General features: G+C 70.8%; 15 protein-coding genes. 8 read left to right on the top strand and 7 right to left on the bottom strand.

What is annotated here, in order from left to right:
- Positions 1-27: 27 nt before the first annotated feature.
- The 5 genes from OHA73_RS21110 to OHA73_RS21090 all read right to left on the bottom strand — a co-directional run bounded on the left by OHA73_RS21110 (position 28) and on the right by OHA73_RS21090 (position 5895).
- Positions 28-1845 carry a S9 family peptidase gene (locus tag OHA73_RS21110; RefSeq protein WP_327655820.1) on the bottom strand — a complete coding sequence of 606 codons (1818 nt, stop codon included), beginning with the start codon at positions 1843-1845 and terminating at the stop codon, positions 28-30.
- A 325-nt stretch (positions 1846-2170) separates the two neighbouring features.
- Positions 2171-2971, bottom strand: a complete 801-nt coding sequence (locus OHA73_RS21105) for an SDR family oxidoreductase (RefSeq protein WP_327655819.1) — start codon at positions 2969-2971, stop codon at positions 2171-2173.
- Positions 2968-4632 (bottom strand): FAD-binding dehydrogenase, encoded by a 1665-nt coding sequence (locus tag OHA73_RS21100; protein ID WP_327655818.1) that lies wholly within the window; start codon positions 4630-4632, stop codon positions 2968-2970. Before OHA73_RS21100 ends, OHA73_RS21105 begins: the two co-directional genes overlap by 4 nt.
- On the bottom strand, positions 4629-5231 hold the full coding sequence (locus tag OHA73_RS21095) for a TetR/AcrR family transcriptional regulator (RefSeq protein WP_266711558.1): 603 nt from the start codon (positions 5229-5231) through the stop codon (positions 4629-4631). The genes OHA73_RS21100 and OHA73_RS21095 overlap by 4 nt, the downstream gene beginning before the upstream one ends.
- Before the next feature lie 76 nt (positions 5232-5307).
- Positions 5308-5895: a TMEM165/GDT1 family protein gene (locus OHA73_RS21090; protein WP_267070001.1), complete on the bottom strand. Its 588-nt coding sequence runs from the start codon at positions 5893-5895 to the stop codon at positions 5308-5310.
- 392 nt (positions 5896-6287) lie between these two features.
- Between OHA73_RS21090 and OHA73_RS21085 the strand changes: the two genes are divergently transcribed.
- The 6 genes from OHA73_RS21085 (at position 6288) to OHA73_RS21060 (ending at position 24235) form a co-directional block, all read left to right on the top strand.
- Entirely contained in the window at positions 6288-13385 is a 7098-nt protein-coding gene (locus tag OHA73_RS21085; protein ID WP_267070002.1) for a DUF7927 domain-containing protein, read from the top strand.
- 265 nt (positions 13386-13650) lie between these two features.
- Positions 13651-14694, top strand: coding sequence for a peptidoglycan DD-metalloendopeptidase family protein (locus OHA73_RS21080; RefSeq protein WP_323187261.1), 1044 nt, complete (start codon positions 13651-13653; stop codon positions 14692-14694).
- A 137-nt stretch (positions 14695-14831) separates the two neighbouring features.
- Entirely contained in the window at positions 14832-17405 is a 2574-nt protein-coding gene (locus tag OHA73_RS21075) for a S8 family serine peptidase (protein WP_327655817.1), read from the top strand.
- 2 nt (positions 17406-17407) lie between these two features.
- Positions 17408-20296 (top strand): FG-GAP repeat domain-containing protein, encoded by a 2889-nt coding sequence (locus OHA73_RS21070; protein ID WP_327655816.1) that lies wholly within the window; start codon positions 17408-17410, stop codon positions 20294-20296.
- A 97-nt stretch (positions 20297-20393) separates the two neighbouring features.
- A complete protein-coding gene (locus OHA73_RS21065; protein WP_327655815.1) occupies positions 20394-23855 on the top strand; it encodes an ATP-binding protein in 3462 nt (1153 codons plus the stop codon).
- A 107-nt stretch (positions 23856-23962) separates the two neighbouring features.
- Positions 23963-24235: a hypothetical protein gene (locus tag OHA73_RS21060; protein WP_267070006.1), complete on the top strand. Its 273-nt coding sequence runs from the start codon at positions 23963-23965 to the stop codon at positions 24233-24235.
- 126 nt (positions 24236-24361) lie between these two features.
- Here OHA73_RS21060 and OHA73_RS21055 read toward each other — a convergent pair whose 3' ends face one another.
- A complete protein-coding gene (locus OHA73_RS21055; protein WP_266711542.1) occupies positions 24362-24769 on the bottom strand; it encodes a rodlin in 408 nt (135 codons plus the stop codon).
- Between the two features lie 262 nt (positions 24770-25031).
- A complete protein-coding gene (locus OHA73_RS21050; protein ID WP_266711540.1) occupies positions 25032-25442 on the bottom strand; it encodes a rodlin in 411 nt (136 codons plus the stop codon).
- A gap of 281 nt (positions 25443-25723) precedes the next feature.
- Here OHA73_RS21050 and OHA73_RS21045 point away from each other — a divergent pair, with 281 nt between their 5' ends.
- Both OHA73_RS21045 and OHA73_RS21040 read left to right on the top strand, forming a co-directional pair.
- Positions 25724-26134 carry a rodlin gene (locus tag OHA73_RS21045; RefSeq protein WP_327655814.1) on the top strand — a complete coding sequence of 137 codons (411 nt, stop codon included), beginning with the start codon at positions 25724-25726 and terminating at the stop codon, positions 26132-26134.
- Between the two features lie 367 nt (positions 26135-26501).
- Complete coding sequence (locus tag OHA73_RS21040; RefSeq protein WP_323179543.1) at positions 26502-26741, top strand: chaplin; 240 nt, start codon at positions 26502-26504, stop codon at positions 26739-26741.
- Positions 26742-26782: the final 41 nt, after the last annotated feature.

Raw genomic sequence — 26782 nt, 5'->3', positions numbered from 1 at the left:
GGCCCCTCCCTTGCCCCGCGGCACCGGTCAGCTCGGCAAGTGGCGCTTCGCGAAGTCCAGTTCGAGCGCGACCTGCTTGATGCGCTCCTCGACGACGAGCGAACCGTGCCCCGCGTCGTACCGGTACACCTCGTGGGTCGCGCCGCGCGCCTCGAGCCGGTCGACGTAGTTGAGGATCTGCTGGAGCGGGCACCGCGGGTCGTTGACCCCCGCCGAGATGTAGACCGGCGCCTTCACCTCGTCGACGTACGTGAGCGGGGAGGACACCTCGAACCGCTCGGGCACCTCCTCCGGGGAGCCGCCGAACAGCGTGCGGTCCAGGGCCTTGAGCGCCTCCATCTCGTCCTCGTACGCCGTCACGTAGTCAGCGACCGGCACCGCGGCGAGACCCACGGCCCAGGCGTCCGGCTGCGTGCCGATGCCGAGCAGCGTCAGATAGCCGCCCCAGGAGCCGCCCGCGAGGACGAGGCGCGCGGGGTCGGCGAGCCCGGAGGAGACGGCCCACTCGCGCACCGCCGCGATGTCCTCCAGCTCGATCAGGCCGACGCGGTGCTTGAGCGCGTCCGTCCACTCGCGGCCGTAGCCGGTCGAGCCCCGGTAGTTGACCCGGACCACCGCGTACCCGTGGTCGATCCAGGCCGCCGGGCCCGCCGCGAACGCGTCGGAGTCGTGCCAGGTCGGCCCGCCGTGGATCTCGAACACGGTGGGCAGCGGCCCCGCGGGAGCATCGGCCGGCTTCTGTACGAGGGCGTGGATGCGGCCGCCGGGGCCCTCCACCCACACGTCCTCGACGGGGACGGAGGCCGGGGCCTTCATGCCGGGCGGATCGAGGACGACCTCACCCGTGGTGGAGCGGACGACCGACGGTTCGGCGGCCGACGACCACATGTACTCGACGCTGCCGTCGGGCCGCGCGGTGGCGCCGGACACCGAGCCGACCGGGGTGTCGACCTTCGTCAGCGCACCCGTCGCGAACTCGTAGCGCCACAGCTCGCCACGCGCCTCGAATTCGTGCACGACGAGCAGCGCCGAGCCGTCCGGGTACCACTCGGCGGACACGTCGCCCGGCAGGTCGAGCGCCAGGTCGGTCTCCTCGCCGGTGGCGACGTCCCACACCATCGGCTCCCAGCGGCCGCGCCGCTGATGCCCGACGAGCAGCCGGGTGTCGCCGGTCACGGGCGCGAAGCCGAGCACCTCCAGGCCGAGGTCCTCGGTGCCGCCCTTGGAGTCGTCGAGCTCGGCGACCGTCGAACCGTCGAGCCGGAGCACGCGCAGGGCTCCGTGCATCGCGTCGCCGTGCTCGGTGTGCTCGATCGCGATCAGCGTCCCGTCGTACGACAGGTCGCCGACGCCCGCCGACTCGCGGTGCCGGTAGATCTCGGCGGGGGAGTCTGAACCGGGGCGTACGACGTGGATCGTCGTGCCGTCGTCGTCGGTGGAGCAGCCGATGACGGCGGTGTGCCCGTCGCGGCCGAGGGCGAGTCCTGCCGGGTACGAGGCCGCGAGCCCGGGCACCGCCTCGACGTCCTCGCCGCCCGCGAAGGGCTGCCGCAGCCAGGTCCCGAACTCGTCGCCGTCCGTGTCGTTGAACCACCAGATCCACGCGCCGTCGGGGGTGAGCACGCCGTCCGTCGTCCCGTTCGCCCGGTCCGTCGCGCGGCGCTGCTCGCCCGTGGCGCGGTCCCACGCGTACAGCTCGTACGTCCCCGTCGCGTTCGACACGAACAGGGAGCGGTCGGGCGCGTCCTCGGCCCAGTCGGGCAGGGAGACACGCGGCGCCCGGAACCGCTTCTCCCAGTCGGGCATGGACTCGGTGGCGGGCGTGGCCCCGTTGCTGTCAGTCATGCCCCCATAGTGCCGCTACGTCGGGCCGCCCCGGCAAACGAGAAGCCGGCCCGACCGGAACGGTGTCCGAGGGGAGTGGCCGGGCCGGCCTTCGCAGGTACTCCCGCTGTGCGGCGCCTGCTCCCCGTCTCCGGCGGCGCGCGGGCGACGGATGAACAGCGCCGACGCAATTCATCCGTACGACCGTGCGTGCTGCGACGGTGAACCGAATGTACGCCCGAGTGCCCCGCCCAGGAACAGTCCTTACGCACATCCGTGGGAGCGGTTCCGACGGCCGCGTCCAGGGGGCCCGCGACCGCCGAAACCTCCGCTTCAGCCCCCGCCGCTACTTCAGCCCGTGCCTCCTGGCCACCATCCGTTCGGTCGCCGAGCGAGGCAGCGCCCGCCGCAGCGCGAACACGAGGGGCGCGTTGCTGCCCACCGCGTACAGCGGCCTCGGCCGCCCCGCCTCGATCGCCGAGACGATCTTCGCGGCGACCTTCTCGGCCGAGATCCCGTGCGCCTCATTGGAGTTGAGGGCGGCGAGCATCGTGTCGTATGCGGCGCGGAACGGCGAGTCCTTCGCCACGTACTGCGTCCTGCGCTCGCTGATGCCCGTCGCGATGGAGCCCGGTTCGACCGTCGTGATGCCGACGCCGTACGGGGCGTACTCGCGCCGCGCCGCGTGCGCGAAGCCCTTGATCGCGGCCTTCGACGCGACGTAGGAGGACCGGTACGCGAGCGGGAAGCTGGCCAGCATCGAGCCGACCATGACCACCCGGCCGCGCCGCCTCTCCCGCATCCCCGGCAGCAGCAGCTGGCTGAGACGCACCGCCCCGAACACGTTGAGCTGGAAGAGCCGCCGCACCGCCTCCATCGGCAGCTCCTCGAACGGGCCGCTCTGCGATTCCCCGGCGTTGTTGACGAGCACGTCGACCTCGCCGACCGACCGCGCGAGGGTCTCGATGCTCTCCTCGTCGGAGAGGTCGAGCGGCAGGTACTCCACGCCCGGCACCGGCGAGGTGACCTTCCGGGGGTCCCGGCTGGTCCCGTACACCTTGTAGCCGCGCCGCAGGAGCGCCGCCGCGACCGCCGCCCCGATGCCCGAAGAGGCTCCCGTCACAAGGGCCGTGCCCCGCGTACTCACGCGAGGCTCCGTGCGAGCGCGCGCCCGGCGGCGCGACCGGAGAAGATGCAGCCGCCGAGGAAGGTCCCTTCGAGCGCGTTGTACCCGTGCACACCGCCACCGCCGAACCCGGCGACCTCCCCGGCCGCGTAGAGCCCTTCGAAGACGGACTTGTCGGGCCGCACGACCTGCGAGTCGAGGTTCGTCTCCAGGCCGCCGAGCGTCTTGCGCGTCAGGACGTGCAGGCGGACGGCGATCAGCGGGCCCTGCGCCGGGTCGAGGAGGCGGTGCGGCTTGGCGACGCGGGTGAGGCGGTCGAAGAGGTACGAGCGGGCGTTGCGGATCGCCATCATCTGGAGGTCCTTGGAGTACCCGTTGTCGACCTCCCGGTCGCGCGCGACGATCTCGCGCTCCACCTGCTCGTACGAGACGGGGGCTTCGGGCGTCAGCTTGTTCATCCCGGCGACGAGGTCCTTCAGGTTCCGCCGCACGACGAAGTCCTCGCCCCGGTCCAGGAACGCCTGGATCGGTCCGGGCGCCCCCTTCTTCACGCGCTGGAGGACCAGCTTCAGGTCCTTGCCGGTGATGTCGGGGTTCTGCTCGGATCCGGAGAGCGCGAACTCCTTCTCCACGATGGCGCGGGTCAGGATGAACCACGTGTGGTCGTGCCCGGTCCCGGTGATGTGCTTGAGCGTGGCGAGGGTGTCGTGGCCGGGGAAGAGCGGCGCGGGCAGCCGCTTGCCCTCGGCGTCCAGCCACATCGAGGACGGGCCCGGGATGATCCGGATGCCGTGGCCCGGCCAGATCGGGTCCCAGTTCTTCAGGCCCTCGGTGTAGTGCCACATGCGGTCGCGGTTCACGAGGGAGGCGCCGGCGTTCTCGGTGATCTCCAGCATGCGCCCGTCGACGTACGCGGGGACGCCGGTCACCATGGACTCGGGCGGGGTCCCCATCCGCTCAACGGGCCAGTTCTTCCTGACCAGTTCGTGGTTCGCGCCGATGCCGCCCGAGGTCACGATGACGGCCTTCGCGCGCAGTTCGAAGTCGCCCGCGGTCTCACGCGACGAGGCGACGCCGCGCGCCTCGGAGGAGGGTTCGAGCAGCGACCCGCGCACGCCGACGGCGGCGCCGTCCTCCACGATCAACTCGTCGACCTGGTGCCGGTACTTGAAGTCGACGAGCCCGCGCTCGGCGGCCGCGAGCACCGGCTCGCGGAAGACCCGTACGACCTCGGGGCCCGTCCCCCACGTGATGTGGAAGCGCGGCACGGAGTTCCCGTGCCCGGTCGCGGTCCCGGAGCCGCGCTCGGCCCACCCCACGTTCGGGGTGACCTTCAGCCCGAGCCCCTGCAGATAGTCCCGCTTCTCCCCGGCCGCGAACCGCACATACGCCTCGGCCCACTTGCGCGGCCAGTGGTCCTCGTCCTCGCGGTCGAATCCGGCGGAGCCGAGCCAGTCGGCGAGGGCCAGCTCGTAGGAGTCCTTGATCCCCATCCGCCGCTGCTCGGGGCTGTCGACGAGGAAGAGCCCACCGAGCGACCAGTACGCCTGGCCGCCGAGGTTCGCCTCGTTCTCCTGGTCGACCAGCACGACTCGCTTGCCCGCGCGAGTGAGTTCGTACGTCGCGACGAGCCCGGCGAGGCCGGCTCCCACGACGATGACATCGGCAGTGGTGTCACTCATGCGCTCTCCAACGGTGTGCTGTAGGCGTCCAGTACGTTCATGAAGAGGGCCTCGCGACGGGCCCGTACGGCCGCGTCGTCCGGCTGCAGCAGAACCTGCACGGAGGTCCCGTCGTGCACGGCCACCAGGGCGTCGCCCAGGGCCCGTTCGTCCGTGACCCGCCGGCCGAGCCGGCCGAGCGCGGTCACGAACACCGGCAGGATCGCGTCGCGGATGGCCTCCTCGCGGGCGGCCATCACCCGGCGCAGGCCCGGATTGCGCAGCGCGTGCGCGGTGAACTCGGCGGTGATCCGGAACCAGGCGTCGTCGACCGGGGTGGCGTCGATCGCCGCCCGCACGGCGGCCTCGGGATCGTCCGGGTCGACACCGGCGAGGGCAGTCCGCACATCATCGAGCATCCGCGCGGACCGCTCCTCCCACAAGGCGAGAAACAGCTCGTCGAGCGAGGAAAAATTGGAGTAGAAAGCGCCACGGGTGAAACCCGCGCGCTCACAGACCTGTTCCACCGTGGAGCGACCGAAGCCCTCCTCGGCGAACACGTCGAGCGCGGCGTCGAGCAGCCGCTGTCGCGTCCGCGCACGCCGCTTGGTGACGGGCATCCTCGCCTCCCCGGTTGGATACGCGAACGTATTCGATACGTTCGTGTATCCACAAGGGGTGTGCGCGGCCGGTGCGTCAGCCGGTGAACACCTCGACGAAGGACCACACGGCCAGCGCCAGCATGCAGAAGCCGCCGACCCGCTGGACGGTCTTCAGCGGCACCCGCTTGGCGATGAAGCGCCCGGCGACCAGGGCGAGCGCGGACACGGAGATGAGCGCGACCCAGGAGCCGATCGCGGTGGACCATGTGCCGTTCGTGGCCGCCAGGTTGGCCGTGGTGATCTGGGTGAGGTCGCCCCACTCGCCGATGAACACGGCCATGAACGCGGTGCCGAAGACCGGCCAGAAACCGGTGACGGTCTTCGCGCCGGCCGAGTCCTCGTCGTCCTCGTCGTCGCCGCCCCTGAGGAGCATGAACGCGCCGAAGAGGAACATCAGGCCGGAGACGAGCTTCACGATCCAGCCGGGGAGGAGGCCGAGCAGTGAGCCCGCGCCGACCGCGATGGCGACGTGCACGGCGAACGCGGCCGCCGTGCCGAACCAGACGTAGAGCGGCTTCATCCGGGTGCCCATGGCCAGTGAGGCGAACATGGTCTTGTCCGGGAGTTCGGCGAGGAAGATCAGCCCGAAGGCGGTGACGATCGCCAGGGGATCGAGGTCCATGGGGGCGCTTTCTGTGCGGGCCGGGCCGTTGTGAACCCCGCCCCGCTGCGTAGGGAGGACCACTCGACCCGGCAGCGGACACACGTATGCGTGGGTGCGTACGTGTGCTGTGTTCTGCCTGGTCGAAGGTCTCGCCCACCCGTCCCGCCCGAGGCGGTCCGAGCCCGGCCACCGGGAACCCGGGGGTTCCAGTGTGTCGACGACCGGTTTGCGGGGCTACTCCCCTTCGCTTGCACGTCAAGGGTACACGGGATCGGTGCGGATGTCTGTTCGATCTTCCTTGGGCCGCCCGGGTGGAATCGGGCCGCTGGCCGCTTATGTGCCGTTCGTCACATAAGCGGCGTGTGAGCTTTCTATCATTCCTGGTTACTTTCCGTGACGGAGGTGGAGTGGTGGACGGCCCGAGGCAGTGGTTGCGACGTTGGCGGGTGCCACGGCGCGCGTCCGCGGCGGGGGTGGTGCTCGGCGCCGTGCTCGCGATGGTGGCGGCGCCGCTACCGGTGGTGGAGGCCGCCGGTGCCTCGGCCGCGGGTGAGGAGCGCGCGGCTGCCGCCCCGGGCACGCCCGCCGACCCGACCGAGTTGTTCAAGGAGGACTTCGAGAACGATCCTCCAGAAGGCGCGAGGCTGCTCACCGACCACGTCGGCGGCCCTCCGCGGAACATGACGTACAAGGCCGACTCCGGCTGGCTGGAGCACTGCAACGGCTGGGTGCTCAACAAGGCCGACTCGGAGGGGTATGCCCCGGGCGTCAAGTCCTGCCGCTCCCAGGCGAGCTGGTGGAACATCATGCGGGACCTGGCCGACGTGCTCGGCCAGTACAACGGCTCGGCCGACTCCGCCGAGAACCACGGACTGGGCGCCTACACCGACAATCCCGGACCGGGCGCCAAGAAGGTCCAGTTCGAAACGGCGAAGACCATCCAGGTCCCCGCCAACCGGTTCCTCACCTTCGGGGCGACCGCCGTCGCGACCGGGACCACCTGTTACTACGGGGGTCCCAAGTTCCGGTTCTACGCGATGGACGGGCAGACCGCGCTCCCCGCGAGCAGCAAGGTGATGGATCCCTGTACCGCCACCGACGCGCAGACCATTGATCGCAACGAAGTCGCCAAGCTCACCGCCGACACCCCCGTGCTGTTCCCCGGCAGCCAGTTGGGCGTCCGCATGACCAACGACAACGGCAGTCCCACCGGCAACGACCACGCCGTCGACGACATCCGCGTCCTCGACGTCTCGCCGCAGATCGACAAGGCCTTCGACAAGAGCACGATGGCGTCGGGCGGCGCCACGAAGCTGACCTTCACCGTCACCAACACCTCCGACCTGCTGGCGAAGAAGGGCTGGTCGTTCACCGACAGCCTGCCCGGGGGCATGACCGTCGCCGACCCCGCCTCCGCCACCACGACCTGCACCAACGGCGTGGCGACCGCGACGCCCGGCGGCTCCTCGGTCCAGCTGAAGGGCGACCTGACGGCCGGCCAGAGGTCCTGCACGCTGAGCGTGAACGTCACGGCGAAGAAGGCGGGCGCGTACAAGAACTGCGCCGAGAACCTCGCCGACGTGAAGGGGCTCAAGCCGCCGACTACGTGCGCGACCGTGACCGTCGACGAGCCGCCGGTACCCACCGAGCCCCGGAGCATCTGCACCGACACCGTGTACCTGAACCAGGGCACTCCCTCCGGCGCGAGCCTGTTCACCGTCGATCTGGCCACAGGGGCCCAGACCCCGCTGCCGGGCGAACCGCGGGTCGGCGGAAGCATCGCGTACAGCCGTCTCAACGGGAACCTCTACGTCATCCCGGGCCCAGCGGACACGCTGACCCGAGTCGACCCGGCCACCGGGCAGAAGGTCGAGACGGCGCTGACCGGATTTCCGAGTGGAGGCCGGACCAAGACCCTGGCCGCCAACCTCGCCGGGACGCGCGCCTACGCCATCGACCACATCAACGACAAGCTGGTCACGGTCGACATCGACCCCGGGAGCAGCACGTACTCCAAGGTGCTGAGCGCGCGCGCCTTCAACTTCGCTCCCGGTGACGTCGCGGACATCGCCCTCAACCCGGTCGACGGCTGGTTGTACGGGGTCGACGAGAGCACCGGCAACCTGAGGCGGTTCAACCCGCAGACGGCCGAGGTCCAGAGGGTGACGGCGGGAACGTACCCGAAGGACACCTTCGGCGGTGTCTTCTTCGACAGCCTCGGCAACTTCTACGCGGTCCGTAACTCCGACGGCGCCGTCTACCACTACGACATGACGACGTCGACAGCCGAGAGCCCGATCCAGGAGTCGGAACTCGGCAAGCCGAAGATCGTCAGCCATGTCGACCCCACGACGGGCGGCAACGACGGCGCGGCATGTCTGCGCCCGCACGAGTACGGGGACGCCCCCGATTCCTACGGCACGTCGAAGGCCAAGGGCGGCGCCAGTTCGGTCGCCGACCCCGCCCGGCTCACGCTGGGCAGGACGGTGACTGCCGAGGTCGACGCACGGACCCCGCTGGACGCCACCGGTGACGATGACGACGCCCTCTCGACGGTGCCGCCCGTCCCCGCGGAAGCGGCCACCTACGGGCTCAAGGTTCCGGTGAACAACAAGACCGGCAAAGCGGCCACCCTCGCCGGGTGGGTCGACTTCGACCGCAACGGCACCTTCGACGCGGGCGAGCGGGTCACCGTGCCGGTCCAGGCGGACGCCACCTCGGCCGAGCTGAACTGGTCGGGGCTCACCGGTCGCAGTGCGGGCGACTCGTACCTGCGCCTTCGCCTGTACGAGGGCACGGTCGCCGACCCGAAGCCGACCGGAGCCTTCGACGGCGTGGGCGAGATCGAGGACCACCCGGTCACCATCGAGGCGCCCGAGCCGAAGAGCTCGATGAAGATCACGAAGTCCTCGGACAAGACCGAGGTCGAGCCGGGCGGCACCCTCACGTACACCGTGAAGATCGCCAACACCGGTGAGACGGCGCTGAAGGACCAGACGGTCACCGACGACCTGTCCAAGGTGCTCGACGACGCCGCGCTGGAGGGTGAACCGACCGCGAGCAGCGGGACGCTGAACGTGGCCGGCACGACCGCCACGTGGACCGGTGACATTCCGCTCGGCGACACGGTGACCCTCACGTACAAGGTGAAGGCGAAGGCGGCAGGGTCCGGCGACGGCACCCTGACCAACAAGGTGACCGGTCCGCCGATCTCCAACTGTTCGGCCCTCGAAGGCACCGCGGGTCCCGCGTCACGGGCCGCCGCCGACCCGGACTGCACCACCACCGCCGAGCTCACCGCGCTGGAGATCGCCAAGAGCGCCGACAAGGAGGACGCCAAGCCGGGTGACAAGGTCACGTACACGGTGAAGGTGGCCAACACCGGCAAGACCGCGTACCAGGGCGCCGAGATCAGCGACGACCTGACGAAGGTCCTGGACGACGCCACGTACAACGACGACGCGAAGGCCGACTCGGGCGCCGTCTCGTACACCGAACCGAAGATGACGTGGAAGGGCGACCTGAAGCCCGGGGACTCGGCGACGATCACGTACAGCGTCACCGTCAAGAACCCGGCCCGCGGCGACAAGAAGCTCGTCAACAGCGTGAGCGGACCGCCCGGTTCCAACTGTGCCGAGGGGTCCCAGGACGCGAAGTGCACGACCAGTGTGCCGATGGCCGCCCTGGAGATCTTCAAGGCGCCGACCAACGCGTACGACGCGGGCCCGGGCAGCAAGGTCGAGTACACCGTCTACATCCGCAACGTCGGACCGGCCGACTACGACGACGCGACCGTCGTCGACGACCTGAGCGACGTCATCGACGACGCGAAGTACAACGACGACGTCAGCTCGGCCCGCGGCAAGGTCTCGTACGAGAAGCCGAAGCTGACCTGGACCGGTGACATCCGGGGCCGCTCCACGGTGTCCTTCACCTACTCGGCCACCGTCGACGCCCCCATCACCGGCGACTTCGACATGGTGAACGTCGTCACCGGTACGCCGGACACCAACTGCGGCCCGGATTCCGAGGACCCGCAGTGCCGGGTCGACATTCCGCTGCGCGGACTGGAGATCGCCAAGACCTCCGACGCCGACGGGTCGGTCGAGGCCGGCGACAAGGTGACGTACACGGTCACGCTCTCCAACCCGGGCAAGGCCGACTACGAGGGCGCGAAGGTCACCGACGACCTGACGAAGGTCCTGGACGACGCCACGTACAACGGTGACGCGAACTCCGTCGCGGGTGAACTCTCCTACAAGGAACCGAAGTTGACCTGGTCCGGGGACGTTCCGGCCGGGAAGAAGCGGACGTTCACCTACTCAGTGACGGTCGGCTCGCCGCCCGAGGGCGACAAGAAGCTCGTCAACGCGGTCACGGGCCCGCCGGACTCCAGCTGCCCGGAGGGGTCGGACGACCCGAAGTGCTCCACCAGCACGCCCGTCAAGGGGCTGGAGATCGTCAAGACGGCCGAGCCGAAGGAGGGCAAGGCCGGCGACAAGGTCACGTACACGGTCACCGTCAGCAACACCGGTGGTGTCGCGTACGACGGCGCGAAGGTCACGGACGACCTGTCGAAGGTCCTCGACGACGCGAAGTACAACGGTGACGCGAAGGCCGACTCCGGGAGCGTCTCGTACGCGAAGCCGGAGCTGACCTGGACCGGCGACCTGAAGCCCGGCGCGAAGGCCACCATCACCTACTCAGTGAAGGTCGACACCCCGGTCCGCGGCGACAAGCTGCTCGACAACAAGGTGACCGGGCCGCCCGGCTCCAACTGCGAGGAGGGTTCCACCGACCCGAAGTGCTCCACCACGACGGGCCTCGGCTCCCTGCGGTACGAGAAGACCTCGTCCGCGCCCGACGACGCGGTCCCCGGCTCCGACGTCACGTACAAGGTGACGGTGACCAACACCGGGAAGGCCGAGTACAAGGACGCGACGTTCACGGACGATCTGTCGAAGGTGCTGGACGACGCGAAGTACAACGGTGACGCGAAGGCCGACTCCGGGAGCGTCTCGTACGCGAAGCCGGAGCTGACCTGGACCGGCGACCTGAAGCCCGGCGGCAAGGCCACCGTCACGTACAGCGTGAAGGTCGGCTCGCCGCCCAAGGGCGACAAGAAGCTGACGAACCAGATCGTCGGTACGCCCGGCTCCAACTGCGCCGAGGGTTCGGACGACCCGAAGTGCACCACCAGCCACGGCATCCCCGCGGTGGACTTCGCCAAGTCCTCGGACGCCGGTGACTCCGTGAAGCCCGGTGGCAAGGTCAGGTACACGGTGACCGTCACGAACACCGGCAAGGCCACCGCCAAGGGCGCGACCTTCACGGACGACCTGTCGAAGGTGCTCGACGACGCGAAGTACAACGGTGATGCGTCGGCCGGTTCCGGTGAGCTGTCCTACGACAAGCCGAAGCTGACCTGGGCCGGGGACGTCGCGGCGGGCGCCAAGGTGACCGTCAAGTACTCGGTGACCGTCGGCTCGCCGCCCGAGGGCGACAAGAAGCTCACCAACGCGGTGACGTCGGACACCCCGGGCTCCAACTGTCCGCCGGACTCGGACGACCCGAAGTGCACGACCACCGACTCCGTCGCCACTCTGAAGATCAAGAAGAGCTCGGACAACTCGGAGCCGCTGCCCGGCGACAAGGTCACGTACACGGTGGCCGTCACCAACGAGAGCAAGGAAGCCGACTACCCCGGCGCGAAGTTCAGCGACGACCTGACCGGTCTGCTGGACGACGCGAAGTACAACGGCGACGCCGAGGCCACGGCCGGCAAGACCTCCTACGACAAGCCGGAGCTGGCCTGGACCGGGAACGTCGCGGCCGGAGCCACGGTCACGCTCACGTACTCGGTGACGGTGCAGGACCCGCCGGAGGGCGACAAGCTCCTGAAGAACGCCGTCACGTCGACCAGCCCCGGAACCAACTGCCCCGAGGGCACGAAGGACCCGGACTGCTCGACCGAGGCGGGCGTTCCGTCGCTGAAGATCAAGAAGACCGTCCAGCCGGAGAAGCCGCGGACCGGCGACACCCTCTCCTACAAGGTCACCGTCCGCAACGACGGTGAAGCGGACCACCCGGACGCGACGTTCACCGACGACCTGTCGAAGGTCCTCGACGACGCCGACTACAACGGTGACGCGAAGGCCGACTCCGGACGCGTCTCGTACGCGGAGCCGAAGCTGACCTGGACCGGGGACCTGGCGAAGGGCGCCACCGCCACGGTGACGTACTCGTTCACGGTGACAGGTCCGCGCGACGGCGGCGACGGCAAGTACGTCAACGGCGTCGAGGGCCCGGGCTCCAACTGCCCGCCGGACAGCACCGACCCGGACTGCACCACCGTGCTGCCGAAGCCGTCCTACGACTTCGGTGACGCGCCCGACAGCTACGGCACCGTGCGGAAGAACCAGGGCGCGTACCACGAGATCGTCGACGGCCTCAGGATCGGCTCCGAGGAAAACGCCGAGAACGACGGGACGCCGCACCGCGACGCCCGCTCGGCCTCGGACGACGACGGTCTCGGCACCGTCACCCTCTACCAGCACCAGGACAGCTACACCGCGAAGGTGCCCGTCACCAACACCACCGGTGAGGACGCCGAACTCGCCTGCTGGCTCGACAAGAACGAGAACGGCACGTTCGAGCCGGACGAGATGGTCAGGACGACCGTCCCGGACGGTGCCACCGAGGCCACGCTCGAACTGCACGGCCTGGACACCATGAAGGCGTCCACCACCTTCGCGCGCCTCCGGATCTTCGGGGACGACAGCGAGGCGTCCGCCAACCGGGCCCTCGCGGCTCCCCGGGACATGAAGGCGACCGGCTTCGGCGGGCCCGGTGAGGTCGAGGACCACATGGTCCGCGTCGAGCCGACCCACCTGGAGATCGCCAAGTCCTCGGACGCCAGCGACTCCGTGAAGCCGGGCGACAAGGTCACGTACACGGTGACCGTGGGCAGCAGCGGACCGGCCGAGTACACCGGCGCCACGTTCACCGACGACCTCACCGAGGTCCTCGACGACGCGGAGTACAACGGCGACGCCGAGGCGAGTGCCGGTGACGTCTCCTACGCGAAGCCCGAGGTGACCTGGAACGGCACCGTCCCGGCCGGGAAGAAGGTCACCGTGACCTACTCCGTGACCGTGGGCGACCCCGTCAAGGGCGACCGGAAGCTGACCAACGCGGTCACCGGCCCCGACGGCTCCACCTGCGAGCCCGGCTCCACGGACCCCGACTGCAACACCACGACGGACGTCCCCGAGCCGCCGACCCCGACCGACCCCTCGTCCCCGAGCCCGACCGCCCCGCCCACCACCCCCAACCCGCAGAACCCCGACCCGCACACCCCGCAGGCCCCGAACGCGGACCAGCCGCACGGTGAACTCCCGGGCACCGGTTCCGCGGCCACCACGTGGGCCCTCGGCATCGCCGCGGCGCTCGCCCTCGGCCTCGGCGTCCTGGTCACGGTCGCGGTCAGGAGGCGCCGCAACGGCTGACGCCACCGCGTGGCAGAAAGGCGGCCGTGGGGCCGGGACTGACCGTGTGTCAGGACCGGCCCCACGGCCGCTTCCGTATCCCCGGGTATCTCTCTCCAGGTATCTCGGGGTGTCCGCGGGTAACACCGCCGCGTGTAGTGCGTCCGATGGACTCCGGACGGTCGACACGGCGACGTCCAACCATCCGGCTTGTCTTTTTTGCGACATTCGGTCGATGCGATGTGTACGACGGAACGCAACGAGGCGTACGGGGACGGCCGCATGCGTGGCCGCGGCGATCGCCGCGCTCCTCGCCTCCGGCACCGGCCCGGCGTCCGCGGACGACGGCCCCGGCATCGGACGGCTCTCGGCCCGCGCCGACCGGCTGATGCAGGAGGCGTCGAACGCCGTCGCGGCGCACGAGAAGGCGCAGGACGCCGTGCGCACGGGCGAGCGCCGGCTTGCCGACGTCGCCCGGCGGCAGGCCGCGGAGCAGCGCCGGCTCGACGTGCTCAGGGCCACCCTCGGCCGCCAGGCGCGCAGCGAGTACCAAGGGGCCTCGGGCCTCGGCACGATGCTGCCGCTGCTCACCTCGTCCTCCCCGCAGCGGGCCCTCGACGCCACCGTCCGCGCGAGCCGCGGAGACCGCGCCGCCCGGCAGCTCACCGACCGCCTCACCGAGTCCCGGGACCGGGTCGCCGACCGGCGTGCCGAGTCCGCGCGCCTGGTGAAGGGGCTCAAGGCGCAGGAGGAGCGCCGGTCGGCCGCCCGCGAAGACATCGAGGCGAAACTGGCGAAGGCAGAGGCGGAGGTGCGGCGGGCCCGTGCGCGGGTCCCCGCGGCCGGGCCGATGCCGACGGGTGGCGGGAACTGTGCGCGCGGCGACGTGGGCGGGCAGAAGCGGGCCGGCAAGGGGCGGACGGGGCGGGCCTGGGTGAAGCCGGTGAGCCCCGCGCCGCTGTCGGCGGGCTTCGGCTCGGGCGGCCGCCTGTGGGCGCACACGCACACCGGCCAGGACTTCGCCGTGCCCACCGGGACGCCGGTGCGCGCGGTCGGCGCCGGGACCGTCGTCTTCACGGGCTGCGGCGACGGCTTCGGCAACCAGGTGGTCCTCCGGCACGCCGACGGCTACTACACGCAGTACGCGCACCTGTCGCGGATCGGCGTGAAGGTCGGCTCCCGCCTCGACGCGGGCGAGGTCCTCGGCCTCTCCGGCGCGACCGGCAACGTCAGCGGACCGCATCTGCACTTCGAGGTGCGGATCACGCCGCAGTTCGGCTCGGGCATCGACCCGCTGCCGTGGCTGCGGGCGCGTGGGGTGGGGGTGTGACCGGGGCGTACACACCGTGCGCCCCGCCCTGCCCCCGGCGGGCGCGAACGGCGGTCCGCAGGCGGCAGTAATGGCGCAGTAACGGCCCCTTCATAGCGTGCATCCTCCCCGTCATCCGTCCCGGAGGAGCGCACCCGATGCACCTGCCCCGACCGTCCCGGCGCAGACGCGCCGTGTGGGCGGCGGCGTCGCTGACCGCGACTGCCGCCCTGTTCAGCAGTCCGTTGCCCGCCGTCGCCGACACGACCGCCCCGGCGCATTCCGGCAAGGTCGACTCCGCCCTTGAGAAGGCCGTGGCGAAGGGCGACGACGCCACGTTCTTCGTCGTCCTCAAGGACCAGGCCGATCTGTCCGGCGCCAAGAAGCAGCGCACGCACGCCGCCAAGGCGAAGGCCGCCTACAAGGAGCTGCGCGCGCACGCCAAGGACTCGCAGCGCTCCCTGAACTCCTTCCTCGACAAGGAGAAGGTCGGGCACACGGACTACTGGATCGCCAACACCGTCCGGGTGACCGGCGACCAGGACCTCGTCGCGGAGCTGGCGAAGCGCTCCGACGTCAAGCAGATCGTCAAGGAGCGGAAGTTCAAGCTCGACGACATGGAGACCTCCGACAAGAAGGTCACCAAGACGCGCACCGCCTCGGGGACCGAGGCGTCCGCCGACAGTGCTGAGACGCCCGAGTGGGGCATCTCCGACATCAAGGCCGACCAGGTCTGGGACGAGTACAAGGACCGCGGCGAGGGCATCGTCGTCGCCAGCGTCGACTCGGGTGTGCAGTACGACCACCCGGACCTCGTGGACAGCTACCGGGGCAACAACGGCGACGGCTCCTTCACGAACGACTACAACTTCTACGACCCGTCGGGCACCTGCCCCTCCGACGGCACCCCGTGCGACAACGCGGGCCACGGCACCCACACCATGGGCACGATGGTCGGCAAGAACGGCATCGGCGCCGCCCCGAACGCGAAGTGGATCGCCGCCAAGGGCTGCGAGAGCGACGAGTGCTCGAACACCAACCTGCTCGCCGCGGGTCAGTGGATCCTCGCGCCGACCGACCACAACGGTCAGAACCCGCGCCCGGACCTCGCCCCGAACATCGTCAACAACTCGTGGGGCGACCCGTACGGGACCGCCCCCTTCTACCAGGACATCCTCGACGCCTGGGACTCCGCGGGCATCTTCGCGGCCTTCGCGGCCGGCAACGAGGGCAACGGCAAGACCTGTTCGACGACCCACCCGCCGGGCTCGCAGGAATCGTCCTACGGTGTCGGCGCCTACGACTCGGCCGGCAAGATCGCCAACTTCTCCAGCTTCGGCCCTTCGCCGCTGGACGGCTCGGCCAAGCCGAACATCACGGCGCCGGGCGTCAATATCCGCTCCACGTGGCCGGGTTCGGCGTACAACACCATCCAGGGCACGTCGATGGCGACCCCGCACGTCGCGGGCTCCGTCGCGCTGCTGTGGGCGGCCGTCCCCTCGCTGGTCGGCAAGATCGACGAGACCCGTGCGCTCCTCAACGAGGGTGCGCGTGACGTCGACGACACCCACTGCGGCGGCACCGCCGGCATGAACAACGTGTGGGGCGAGGGCAAGCTCGACGCCCTCGCCACGATCGACAAGGCCCCGCACACCGCGGCCATCGTCACCGGCAGGGCCACCGACAAGGCCACCGGGGCCGCGCTCCAGGGCATCGTCGTCAAGGTCACCGGCACCACCGGCACCCGCACCACGACCACCGACGCCGACGGCGGCTACCGCATCACGCTGGTTCCCGGCACCTACGACTTCTCGCTCAGCGGCTACGGCCACGCCGAGACCAAGATCGGCGGTGTCGAGCTCACCACCGGCCAGACGCTGACCCAGGACGTCGCGATGGCCCCGGTCGCCACGCACAAGGTCACCGGCACCGTCCTCGACGTCTCCGGCAAGGCCCTGCCCGGCGCGACCGTCGAGGTCATCGGCTCCCCGGTGCCGTCGGTCACCACCGACGCCAAGGGCACGTACACGCTGCCGAAGGTCGCCGAGGGCGCGTTCACGCTGACCGTGAAGCCCACGGCGCCGCTCGTGTGCAACGGCGTCTACAACGGCGAGTTCACCGTCGCCACCGCCGACCTCACGAAGAACGTCCAGGTCCCGGCCCGCACCGACGCCACCGGCAACAGCTGCAAGCCGGTCGCGTACTCCTGGATCGCCGGCTCCAAGAAGGTCGCCCTGACCGGTGACGAGGACGCGACGACGATCTCGCTGCCATTCTCGGTCAAGCACTACGGCGTCCCGTACTCGACCACGTCGGTCACCACCGACGGCATGGTCAACTTCCTGGCGCCGCGCGTCGGTGACTACGCGAACACCGCGCTGCCCACCGAGTACAACCCCAACGGGTTCATCGCGCCGCTCTGGGACGACCTCGTCCTCGACAAGAAGTCGTCCGTGCAGACGGCGACCACCGGTACCAAGGGCAGCCGCAAGTTCGCGATCGTCTGGAACAAGGCCGCCTACGGGAACGGCACTTCGGACCGCGCCACCTTCGAGGTCGTCTTCGACGAGGCCACCGGCTCCGTGACCTTGCAGTACCAGTCGGTCCCCGACAAGGGCGCGGGCGCCACCGTCGGCATCCAGAACCAGGCCGGCACCGACGCTCTTGAGTACTCCTTCAACCAGTCGGTCGTCACCGGCGGTTCGGCCATCCGCTTCACCCAGGGAGCCTGATCATGAGACCCACCCACACGCGGCGCGGCCTCAGGCTCGCCTCCGCCCTCGTCGCCGCCGGGCTCTGCCTGAGCGCGGCCCCGGCGGCCCTGGCCGCCGACAGCGGTGACGGCGGCGTCATGAAGCTGACCGACGCCCAGGCCAAGAAGCTCGAGGCCAACGTCAACCTCGACCCGTACGGCGACGCCGACGAGAAGGCCGACACGGCGAAGAAGCCGGCCGCCAAGACCACCAAGGCCGCCTCCGACAAGGTCACCTTCACCGGCAAGTCCACGATGGAGGGCGCCCTCGGCATGGGCGCCACCGTGCCGACCGGCAAGAAGGGCGACTACTTCACCGTCCACAGCCGCGGCAACGTACAGCTGCACTCCGCCGACGGCGAGTCCAAGTGGGAGCGCACCAACACCTCGTACTACGAGGACTGGCAGGTCAAGCCGCTGCGCGTGTACCAGCCCGAGCCGTTCCCGATCCGGATCATGATGGGCTACAACGCGGTCACGCCGTTCACGCCCTCCTCCGACTCCGGCTACTCGACGGGCGACCTGACCGGCGACGGCGTCGACGACATCGTCTTCTCGGCGAGCGTCGGCATCATGTCCTACCGCCCGTTCACCTCGCCCGGCTCGTCGCTGCCCAACGGCACGTTCGTGACGGTCCTCGACGGCAGGACCGGCAAGACGGCCTGGTCGAAGCTGTACGACTACGCCACCATGGTCAAGGTCGTCGACGACACGCTGCTCGTCGCCGACGTGCCCAGCCTGAACATGAACTCGCCGGCCACCGACACGACGAAGCTGACCGGCATCCGCTTCTCGTCGGCGGACGGCAAGCTGACCCCGTCGTCGACGTGGACGTACGACACCGGTGAGACCGGGGACTCCGTCTGGGGCGACATCCAGGACCTCGGCAAGGGCAAGATCGTCGTCTCCTGGGACCGGGCCAAGACCGACTCCGTCGAGGGCCGGGGCCGCACCCTCGTCATGAACGTGGCGGACGGCTCGGTCGCCTGGCAGACCGACAGCATGCTCTACAGCCGCCAGATCCGCGTCGACGCCGGCCGGGGGCGCCTCGTCGTCGTCGAGCAGTCCGACGTCAACGACGCGGTGAAGTACGAGATCGCCGCGTACGACCTGAAGAACGGCCACCGTTCGACGCTGGAGACCCGGGTCAACGTGCTGCCCACCGCCCTGGCGGTCGGTGACCTCACGGCCAAGGCGGGCGACGAGTACGCGGTCGCCGAGTCCTCCCTGGACAACTACCTCCAGGTGAACGCCAACACGGTGCGCGTGCTGAATGGCGCCGACCCCGGCAAGCTGCTGTGGTCGCAGACGACCAAGCGCGACGCCGACAACAACTCGAACGGGCCGAACACCTGGCGCCTCCAGGTCGCCGACGGCAAGCTCATCGCCGCGGGCGACGACGACCGCAAGATCCTCGAGTCGCAGAACGTGGGCGGCGGCCGCTTCGCCGCGACGACCGTGTACTCGGGCAAGGGCGCCGTCGTCTGGCAGAACAAGGGCCTGACCGGCGCGCCGATGTACCAGGACGTCTTCACCGACGCCGCGGGCACCCACGTCCGCGTCATCGACCAGAGCCAGAACATCCGCACGTTCAAGCTCACCAACGGCAAGCAGCAGGCGATCACCCCGCTCCAGGCGGACATCTCCTTCGCGCAGAGCACCGACGTCGACAAGGACGGCAAGTCCGATGTGGTGATGGCCGGTTCGTCGAACGGCGTGTGGGCCTACTCCGGTCCCTCGCTGATGAACGGCAAGCCGGAGAAGCTGTGGCGGGCCACGGTCCCCGGCGCGGTGCACGACATGCAGAAGGGCGACGTCAACGGCGACGGCAAGGACGAGATCGTCGTCGCCGCCGACTCCGCCGTGGTCGTCCTCAACGCCAAGAACGGCAAGACGCTCGCCACCATCGACGGCGGCGGCCAGTTCGTCCACTCGGTCAAGCTCGCCGACCTCGACGGCGACGGCGAGAAGGACATCGTCGTCCCGACGAACACCCTGAACGCCTACTACGGCGACGGCCACAAGATCTGGTCGTACGCGGCGCCCAAGGACCTCGGCGACGTGGTGTTCTCCGACCCGTCGGTCGAGGACGGCAAGGTCTACACCTCGTACTCCAAGGCCGGCTCGATCAACCTGGCCGACCCGGGGGCCAACGCGGTCGCGCTCAACGCCAAGAACGGCAAGGCGAAGTGGAGCGTCGCGCCGCCGGTCCCCGACGTGTCGACCGACGGGGTCATCCACGCCGCGCTCACGTACAAGGGCACCTTCGCCTCCCCGGAGATCCCGTACGCGGACGGCCACGCGGTCGTCTACACCTGGGACATCCAGTCGCAGGCGGGCGTCGGCTCCACCGACTCCAGCGCCCCGCACACGTACATGGAGATCCGCGACGGCCGCACCGGCAAGGTGGTGCACTCCACGACCATGGGCGGGCTGTGGACGCACGGCGGCTTCTTCACCGACGACGGCAAGCTGTACCAGGCGGGCACCTCGTCCTTCCGGAGGTTCTCCGGTGAGGGCACCGACGACGCCCTGGCCTCGGTGATCGGGCAGTCCTACAACGGCGCGTTCGCCACCGGACCCGGTGGCCGCAAGCTGCTGATCGCGGGCAGCGAGGGCTCCGTCTCCGCCTACGCCGGGGACGCGGACTTCTTCGAGAACGGCAACTCCTTCCAGCAGGCCCTCGGCGACGCCGACGCCATCGGCACCCGCAACTTCCTGGCCGCCGACCTCGACGGCGACGGCACCGACGAGGTGCTCTCGCTCCAGGGCGACGACTACGGCCTGGACCGGCTGGCCGAGGACCTCGGCGGCGGCTACCAGGTGTTCGACAACGGCATCCACCAGGTCACCACGTACAAGCTCTCCTGAGCCCGCGCGCACGTGACCGACGGATGACCTGACCGATCCGGACCCCCTGGGCCTCGCCCAGGGGGTTCATGGCGTGCTCGGTTACAGTGTCGCCTTCATGAGCACACGTCAGACGAACGGGACGGAACCCGCCGCTCCACTGCTGCGTCTGCGCCTTCTCGGTGGGTTCAGCGCGACCCGTGACACCGGACCCCCGCTCGCCGAACGCTGGCCGCGCCCCGGCGCCCGCGCCCTGGTGAAGCTGCTCGCCGTCGTGCCCGGCCACCGCCTCCACCGCGAGCAGGCCATGGACAGCTGCTGGCCCGACGCCGACCCGTCCGCCGCCGCGGGCAGCCTGCGCGTCGCCCTGCACGCCGCGCGCCACGCGCTGGAACCCGAACTCGCCCCGCGCGCCGCGTCGTCGTACCTCCTGTCCGACGGCGGCATGCTCCTCCTCGACCCGGCGACCGTATGGATCGACGCCGACGCGGCGGAGACGGCGGCGGAGGCGGCGCTCACCGAGGCGGTGGTCGAGGAGGGGGCAGCGGTGGCCGAACTGGCCGCCGCCCTCGCCCTGTTCACCGGCGAACTGCTCCCCGAGGACCGGTACGTGGACTGGGCCGATGAGCGCCGCGGGCGGCTCGCGCTGCTGCGGGAACGGCTGCTGCTCGGCCTCGCCGAGGCGCACCTCGCGGCGGGCTCGGCAACGGACGCGGCGGCCGTGGCCCAGCAGGTCCTCGCCACCAGCCCCGCCGAGGAGCTGGCCCACCGCGTCCTCATCGACGCCTCCCTGCGCCAGGGCCTGCGGCGGCGCGCGCTGCACCAGTACCACGCGTGCCGCGAGGCGCTCGACGCCGAACTGGGCGTCCGCCCCGGTCCCGAAACGGAGCAGCTGCACCGGGCGGCCCTCGCGGCGGCGCCCGCCCCGGTGCCGATCACGACAACGTTGCCGTCGCCGCTGCGAGCCGCACCCGCCACCCCGCTGCACGGCCGCGACGCGGTGCTCGACCGGCTGCTCGCCGCCGAGGGGCCGCCGGTCACGCTGCTCACCGGCGAGGCGGGCGTCGGCAAGACGCGCCTGGTGGGCGAGGTGGCGCGGCGGGCCGCGGCCTCCGGCACGGCCGTGCTGTGGGGTGGCGGTCAGGACGCGGAGGGGCACACGCCGTACGGGGCGTTCGCGGAGGCGCTCGACGGGTGGCTGGCCGAGCACGACGCGGCGGAGCGGGCCCGGGTCGGCGCCGAGTATCCCGAACTGGCCGTGTTCCTCCCGTCCTTGGGCCAGATCCGCACATCCGGCGAACGCAGCCCCGAGGAGGAACGCGACCGGTTGTTCCGGGCGAGCGCCGCGCTTCTCGGTGACCTGGCCGCCGCCCGTCCGGTGCTCGCCGTCCTCGACGACCTGCACGCCGCCGACACCGGCTCGTACCAGCTCATGAGCCACCTCGCCCGCCGCGCCGCGGACCGCGGGATCCGGCTGCGCTTCCTGGTGACGTACCGCGAGGAGGAACTTCCCGACGACGACGCACGGCGCGCCATCCTGAGCTTCCTGGTACGTCAACGGCTCGCTGTACGCGAGGAGTTGGGGCTGCTCGACCGGGAGGCGTGCCTCGCGGTGGCGCGGGACGCGGCGCCACGTCCCGGGCAGGAACAGCGGGTGTGGGAACTCTCCCTCGGCAACCCGCTGTTCGCCCTCGAACTCGCCCGTGGCCCGGCCGAGGGACCGGCCGGCGCCGGAGCGCCCCAGGGTGTGCGGGAGCTGGTGGCGGACCGGCTCGTGCGCCTCGACCCCGACGCGCGGCGCCTGGTCGAGGCGCTGTCCGTGGCCGGGGGAGAGGCGGCCCTTTCCGAACTCCTCGACGTCGCCGAGCGCGGCCTGCATCCGCCGGTGACCGGGGCCGCGGCCGCCGACGGGGTCGAACGGGCCATCGCGGCCTCGCTGGTGGAGGAGCGCCAGGTCGTGGTGGCCGGGCGGCCCGAACCGGGGCTCGCCTTCCGGCACCCGCTGGTCCGCCTCACCTGCTACGAGCGGCTGACCGCGGTCCGCCGCAGGCAGCTGCACGGCGCGTTCGCGCGGGCCGTCCTCGCCCGCCGCCCCGACGCCGTCGACGCACTCGCCTCGCACTTCGCCCGCGCCGACGACCCGCGCGCCGCCGAGTACCTGCGCCGCGCCGCCGAACGCGCCGCCGCCCTCTACGCCAACGACACCGCCGACCGCTACTACCGCGACCTCGTCGCCCGCCTCGACGTCGACGCGGCCCGCGCCCGCCTGGCCCACAGCCAGGTCCTGGCCAGAATGGGCCACTTCGAAGAGGCCGCCGCGTCACTGCGCGAGGCCCTGACCGAGTTCGTCCGGCGCGGCGCACACGACGACGCGGTGCTCACGGCGGCCCGGCTCGCCGAGTCCCTCGTGCGCACCGGCGCCCTCGACGCCGCCGCCGACGCGCTCCGCGCCCACCCGGCCGCCCCGGAAGCCGCCCCCGAACCCCTCGCCGTGCACCACCTGTCCCACGCCATGCTGCACGGCGTCCGGGGCAGTTACGACGACGGTTACGCCGCCGCCCGCCGGGCCCTGGACGCCGCGCGACAGGTCCCCGGCCCGCACGGCCAGGGCCTGCTCGCCCGCTCCTACGCCCTCCAGGCCACCAACCTGGGCCTCTCGGGCCGGCTCACCGAGGCCCGCGAGGCCGGCGACCTCGCGCTCGCCCCGGCCGAGGCGTACGGCGACCCGACGCTGCTCGGCACGGTCCTCTCCACCCTGCGGGAGAACGCGCGCCGCCACGGCCGGCTGCGTGAGGCGGTGGCGAGCGGCGAACGCGCCCTCGACCTCGCCGACCGCTCGGGAAACCCGACGGCGGCCTCCTTCGAGCGCCTCAACCTCGCCGAACTCCATCTCCTGCTGGAGGAGTTCGACGAGGCCACCGCACTCGCCGAGGCATCCGTGGCGCTCGCGGAGGGCGACGGCGCCTGGTGCCTGCCGTACGCGCTCGCGACGCTGGCGCTGGTCCGGCTCCGTACCGGAGACACGTCGGCGGCCGCGGAGCTCCTGGACCGCGCCGCCCCCGCCGCCGACCACCTGGGCGACCGCCAGGCGCGCTACGAGGTCGGCACCGCCCGCGCCGAACTCGCCCTGCGCACCGGCCACCCCGAGGCCGCCCTCCGCGCCCTCGCCGACTGCCCCGACGCCGCGCCGTCCCTGACGGCCTGGGCCCAACTCCACGCGGGCCGCCCCCGCCTCGCCCTGGAACTCGCGACAGCGGAAGCCACCCGCGCCGCACAAACCGGCGAACGCCTGGCCGAGGTGGAGGCCCACCTGGCCCACGCGGCCGCCCTGTCCCACCTCTTCGCCCCCACCGAGTCCGCCCAAGCCCTGACCCACGCAACCCACCTGGCCCAAGCCCTCCCCTACCCGGCGGGCCTCCGCAGAGCCCAAGAGGTCCACACGCTACTCACCGCTTCAGCGCTTCCGGCGGGCCCTGGCAATGCAAGCCCCGGCGGTCCTTCACCTTCGGCTGGCCCCGGAAAATCAAGCCCCGCTCCGGGACGAGACTCGCGGGGTCCAGGGCAGAGCCCCGAGGCGTAGAAACCCGTCGACCGCACCAGCACGACGCCCACTCGAACGATTGGCCCTCACGGGTGGGCGCTCCGCGAACCCCGTATCCGCCCCGCCGGCCCCACCGTTAGCCGGACATGATCTCAACTCGTCGTGCCCTCAGCGCCGTCCTCCTCGCCGTCGGAGCCGCGGCGGCCGCCACCCCCGCGGCCCACGCCGTCGAACCCATCTCCCCCACTGGAACCGTCGACTCGCTGACAGCGATGGCGATCCCGGAGGACCAGCAGGCACAGCTCCCCAGCACCGCGGAACAGCTCTCCGGGCTCAACGGGCTCAACCACCTGAACGAACTGCACCAGGCCACCGACCTCGTGGCGCCGGTCACCGGCCTCCTCCCCGCGATCCAGTAGCCGACGCAAGAACACACGCCAAAGGCGGTGGACCGATCCCGGTCCACCGCCTTTGTCATGCCTGGCGTACGGAACACCGTACGGAGAGGGGCGGTCGCGCGTACCGGCGACCGCCCCTCAGTCCGTTCAGTGGTTCGCGGTGCCGTTCCCGGCGAGGACCGGGATGTCGCTCAGGATGTGCGAGAGCGGCTCGTCACCCTTGGCCTGGGTGGAGTTCTCGGTGCACTGCTGGTTCTGCGGGGCCGACAGGACCGGGATGTCCTGGACCGCGACCGGCACGAGGCCGACGAGCGAACCGACGTTGGCCTTGGCCGGCAGGCCGACGCAGGGCTTGTTCAGGGAGCCCTGGACGAGACCGAGCTGCGGGCTCATGTCACCGGCGGTGGCGGAGTTGCCGTACGTCTGCGACGAGCCGTTGCCGCTGGTGGACGTCGTGCCGGTGTCGTCGCCGATGGCGAGCGCCTGCGGGGCGGCCACGGCGGAGAGGCCGGCGACGGAGGCAGCGATCGTGGCGGCTGCGAAGAGCTTCTTCATGGGGTGGTTCCCTTTCGATACGCGCGCTCCGGATGCGGAGCTACGTGTGGTCAACTGGATTGCATTCCGGGCAGTTGCGGACCGAAACCCGTTCGGACCATTCCCGCGCGAGCCATTCGCAGGAAATTCGGCACTGTGCGCGACCTCCCGAACATCCGGACGCAGCGGATCAAAAGGCTCGTACAGCTACCTGAATTTCCGGCCGGCGCCGGAACAGCAGACCGGGCCGCCGGAGCGGCGGCCCGATTCATGCAACGGATCCTCAGTTGTTGCCGGTGCCGTTGCCGGACAGGACCGGGATGTCCTCCAGGATGTGCGAGAGCGGCTCGTCGCCCTTGGCCTGGGTGGAGTTCTCGGTGCACTGCTGGTTCTGCGGCGCCGACAGGACCGGGATGTCCTGGACGGAGACCGGCACGACGCCGACGAGCGAGCCGACGTTGGCCTTGGCCGGCAGGCCGATGCAGGGCTTGTTCAGGGAGCCCTGGATCAGCGCCATCTGCGGGCTCATGTTGCCGTACGTGGCGGAGTTGCCGTACGTCTGCGAGGCGTTGTTGCCGCTCTCGGACGTGGTCCCACCGTCGTTGCCGACGGCCAGGGCCTGCGGGGCGGCGGCGGCCGCGATACCGACGAGAGAAGCGGTGGCCGCCGCGGCAGCCATGGCCTTCTTCAGCATGAGGAAATTCCCCTTCTTATTTCCGTCTGGGAGCACTTGTATCAACTCCGCAGCTCGCCATCGGTTGCTCACGTTCACTCGGACGTGGCTCCGATCGATTCCGATTACGGCGCGGGGTCGATGAAATGAAAATCGCGCCAGTGCGGGCCGCTTGGCGGGGGCACGGGTGCTCGACCGGGTTTCGATGTCTGTCCGATCGGGTGGATATGCGGAACCATTTCCGCCCTCCGCAGTTGCGCTCAGTGCAGTAACCGGTGCCCGTCAGAAAAGGAATCAGAACCATGCTCAAGAAGGCCATGGCCGCCGCAGCGGTCGCCGTCTCCGTCGTCGGCGTCTCCGCCGCAGCCGCCCCGCAGGCGCTCGCCATCGGCGACGACCACGGCACGACCTCGACCAGCGGCAACGGCTCGTCGCAGACGTACGGCAACTCCACCACCGCGGGCGACATGAGCCCGCAGCTCGGTCTCGTCCAGGGCTCCCTGAACAAGCCCTGCGTCGGCCTGCCCGTCAAGGGCAACGTCGGTTCGCTCGTCGGCGTCGTGCCGGTCGCGGTCCAGGACGTGCCGGTCCTGTCGGCCCCGCAGAACCAGCAGTGCACCGAGAACTCCACCCAGGCCAAGGGTGACGAGCCGCTCTCGCACATCCTGAGTGACATCCCGGTCCTCGCCGGAAACGGTGTGCACAACGGCTGATCAGCCGAACGCACACAAGGCTCGGGCCGCCGGCTTTCCGCATTCGCCGGCGGCCCGAGCTCTGTCATGGGGCGCCGGGCCGGAGGAGTCACGGGGCGCCCGGGTCGGGGGCCGCCCTCCCAACGGCGTGGAGCCGACGGCTGACAGGAAGGCGGCGCGGCCAATCTCATGACGGCCCCCAGTGGACCACCGGCCTCCGGCCCCGCGAGAACCGGTTCACCCGTTCGCTCATGACGTCACCCCAAAGGGGCCGCCGCGACGGCCAGTCACCCGTTCGGAGCCGCAACCCCTTGTACGGCCGCCCCGTTGCACCACGTGCCAGGCACCCGCGCTGGCCGAACAGAACGACCTCCAAGGAGCATGCTTCATGTCGCGTACCGCGAAGGCAGTCGTCTTTTCCGCAATGGCCGCCGCTGCCATGGCCGGCTCGGCCGGCGTCGCCGCCGCCGACTCCGGCGCGCAGGGCGCTGCCACCAACTCCCCCGGCGTGATCTCGGGCAACACCGTGCAGGTTCCCGTGCACGTGCCGGTCAACGCCTGCGGCAACACCGTTGACGTCATCGGTCTGCTGAACCCGGCGTTCGGCAACACCTGCGCCAACGACTGACGGGCCCAGCCCGACTCTTCCGCAGCCGCCCCTCCCCGAGG

Origin of the sequence: Streptomyces sp. NBC_00483 (assembly GCF_036013745.1) — a bacterium.
Lineage (GTDB): Bacteria > Actinomycetota > Actinomycetes > Streptomycetales > Streptomycetaceae > Streptomyces.
Note: the sequence above shows the minus strand (reverse complement) of the source record. Positions and strands in the feature narration are given on the sequence as shown.

Coding starts and splice junctions, on each gene's coding strand:
- OHA73_RS21065 (WP_327655815.1), top strand. CDS start 20,394: ATGAGCACACGTCAGACGAACGGGACGGAACCCGCCGCTCCACTGCTG.
- OHA73_RS21075 (WP_327655817.1), top strand. CDS start 14,832: ATGCACCTGCCCCGACCGTCCCGGCGCAGACGCGCCGTGTGGGCGGCG.
- OHA73_RS21055 (WP_266711542.1), bottom strand. CDS start 24,769: ATGAAGAAGCTCTTCGCAGCCGCCACGATCGCTGCCTCCGTCGCCGGC.
- OHA73_RS21060 (WP_267070006.1), top strand. CDS start 23,963: ATGATCTCAACTCGTCGTGCCCTCAGCGCCGTCCTCCTCGCCGTCGGA.
- OHA73_RS21050 (WP_266711540.1), bottom strand. CDS start 25,442: ATGCTGAAGAAGGCCATGGCTGCCGCGGCGGCCACCGCTTCTCTCGTC.
- OHA73_RS21070 (WP_327655816.1), top strand. CDS start 17,408: ATGAGACCCACCCACACGCGGCGCGGCCTCAGGCTCGCCTCCGCCCTC.
- OHA73_RS21110 (WP_327655820.1), bottom strand. CDS start 1,845: ATGACTGACAGCAACGGGGCCACGCCCGCCACCGAGTCCATGCCCGAC.
- OHA73_RS21090 (WP_267070001.1), bottom strand. CDS start 5,895: ATGGACCTCGATCCCCTGGCGATCGTCACCGCCTTCGGGCTGATCTTC.
- OHA73_RS21095 (WP_266711558.1), bottom strand. CDS start 5,231: ATGCCCGTCACCAAGCGGCGTGCGCGGACGCGACAGCGGCTGCTCGAC.
- OHA73_RS21100 (WP_327655818.1), bottom strand. CDS start 4,632: ATGAGTGACACCACTGCCGATGTCATCGTCGTGGGAGCCGGCCTCGCC.
- OHA73_RS21040 (WP_323179543.1), top strand. CDS start 26,502: ATGTCGCGTACCGCGAAGGCAGTCGTCTTTTCCGCAATGGCCGCCGCT.
- OHA73_RS21045 (WP_327655814.1), top strand. CDS start 25,724: ATGCTCAAGAAGGCCATGGCCGCCGCAGCGGTCGCCGTCTCCGTCGTC.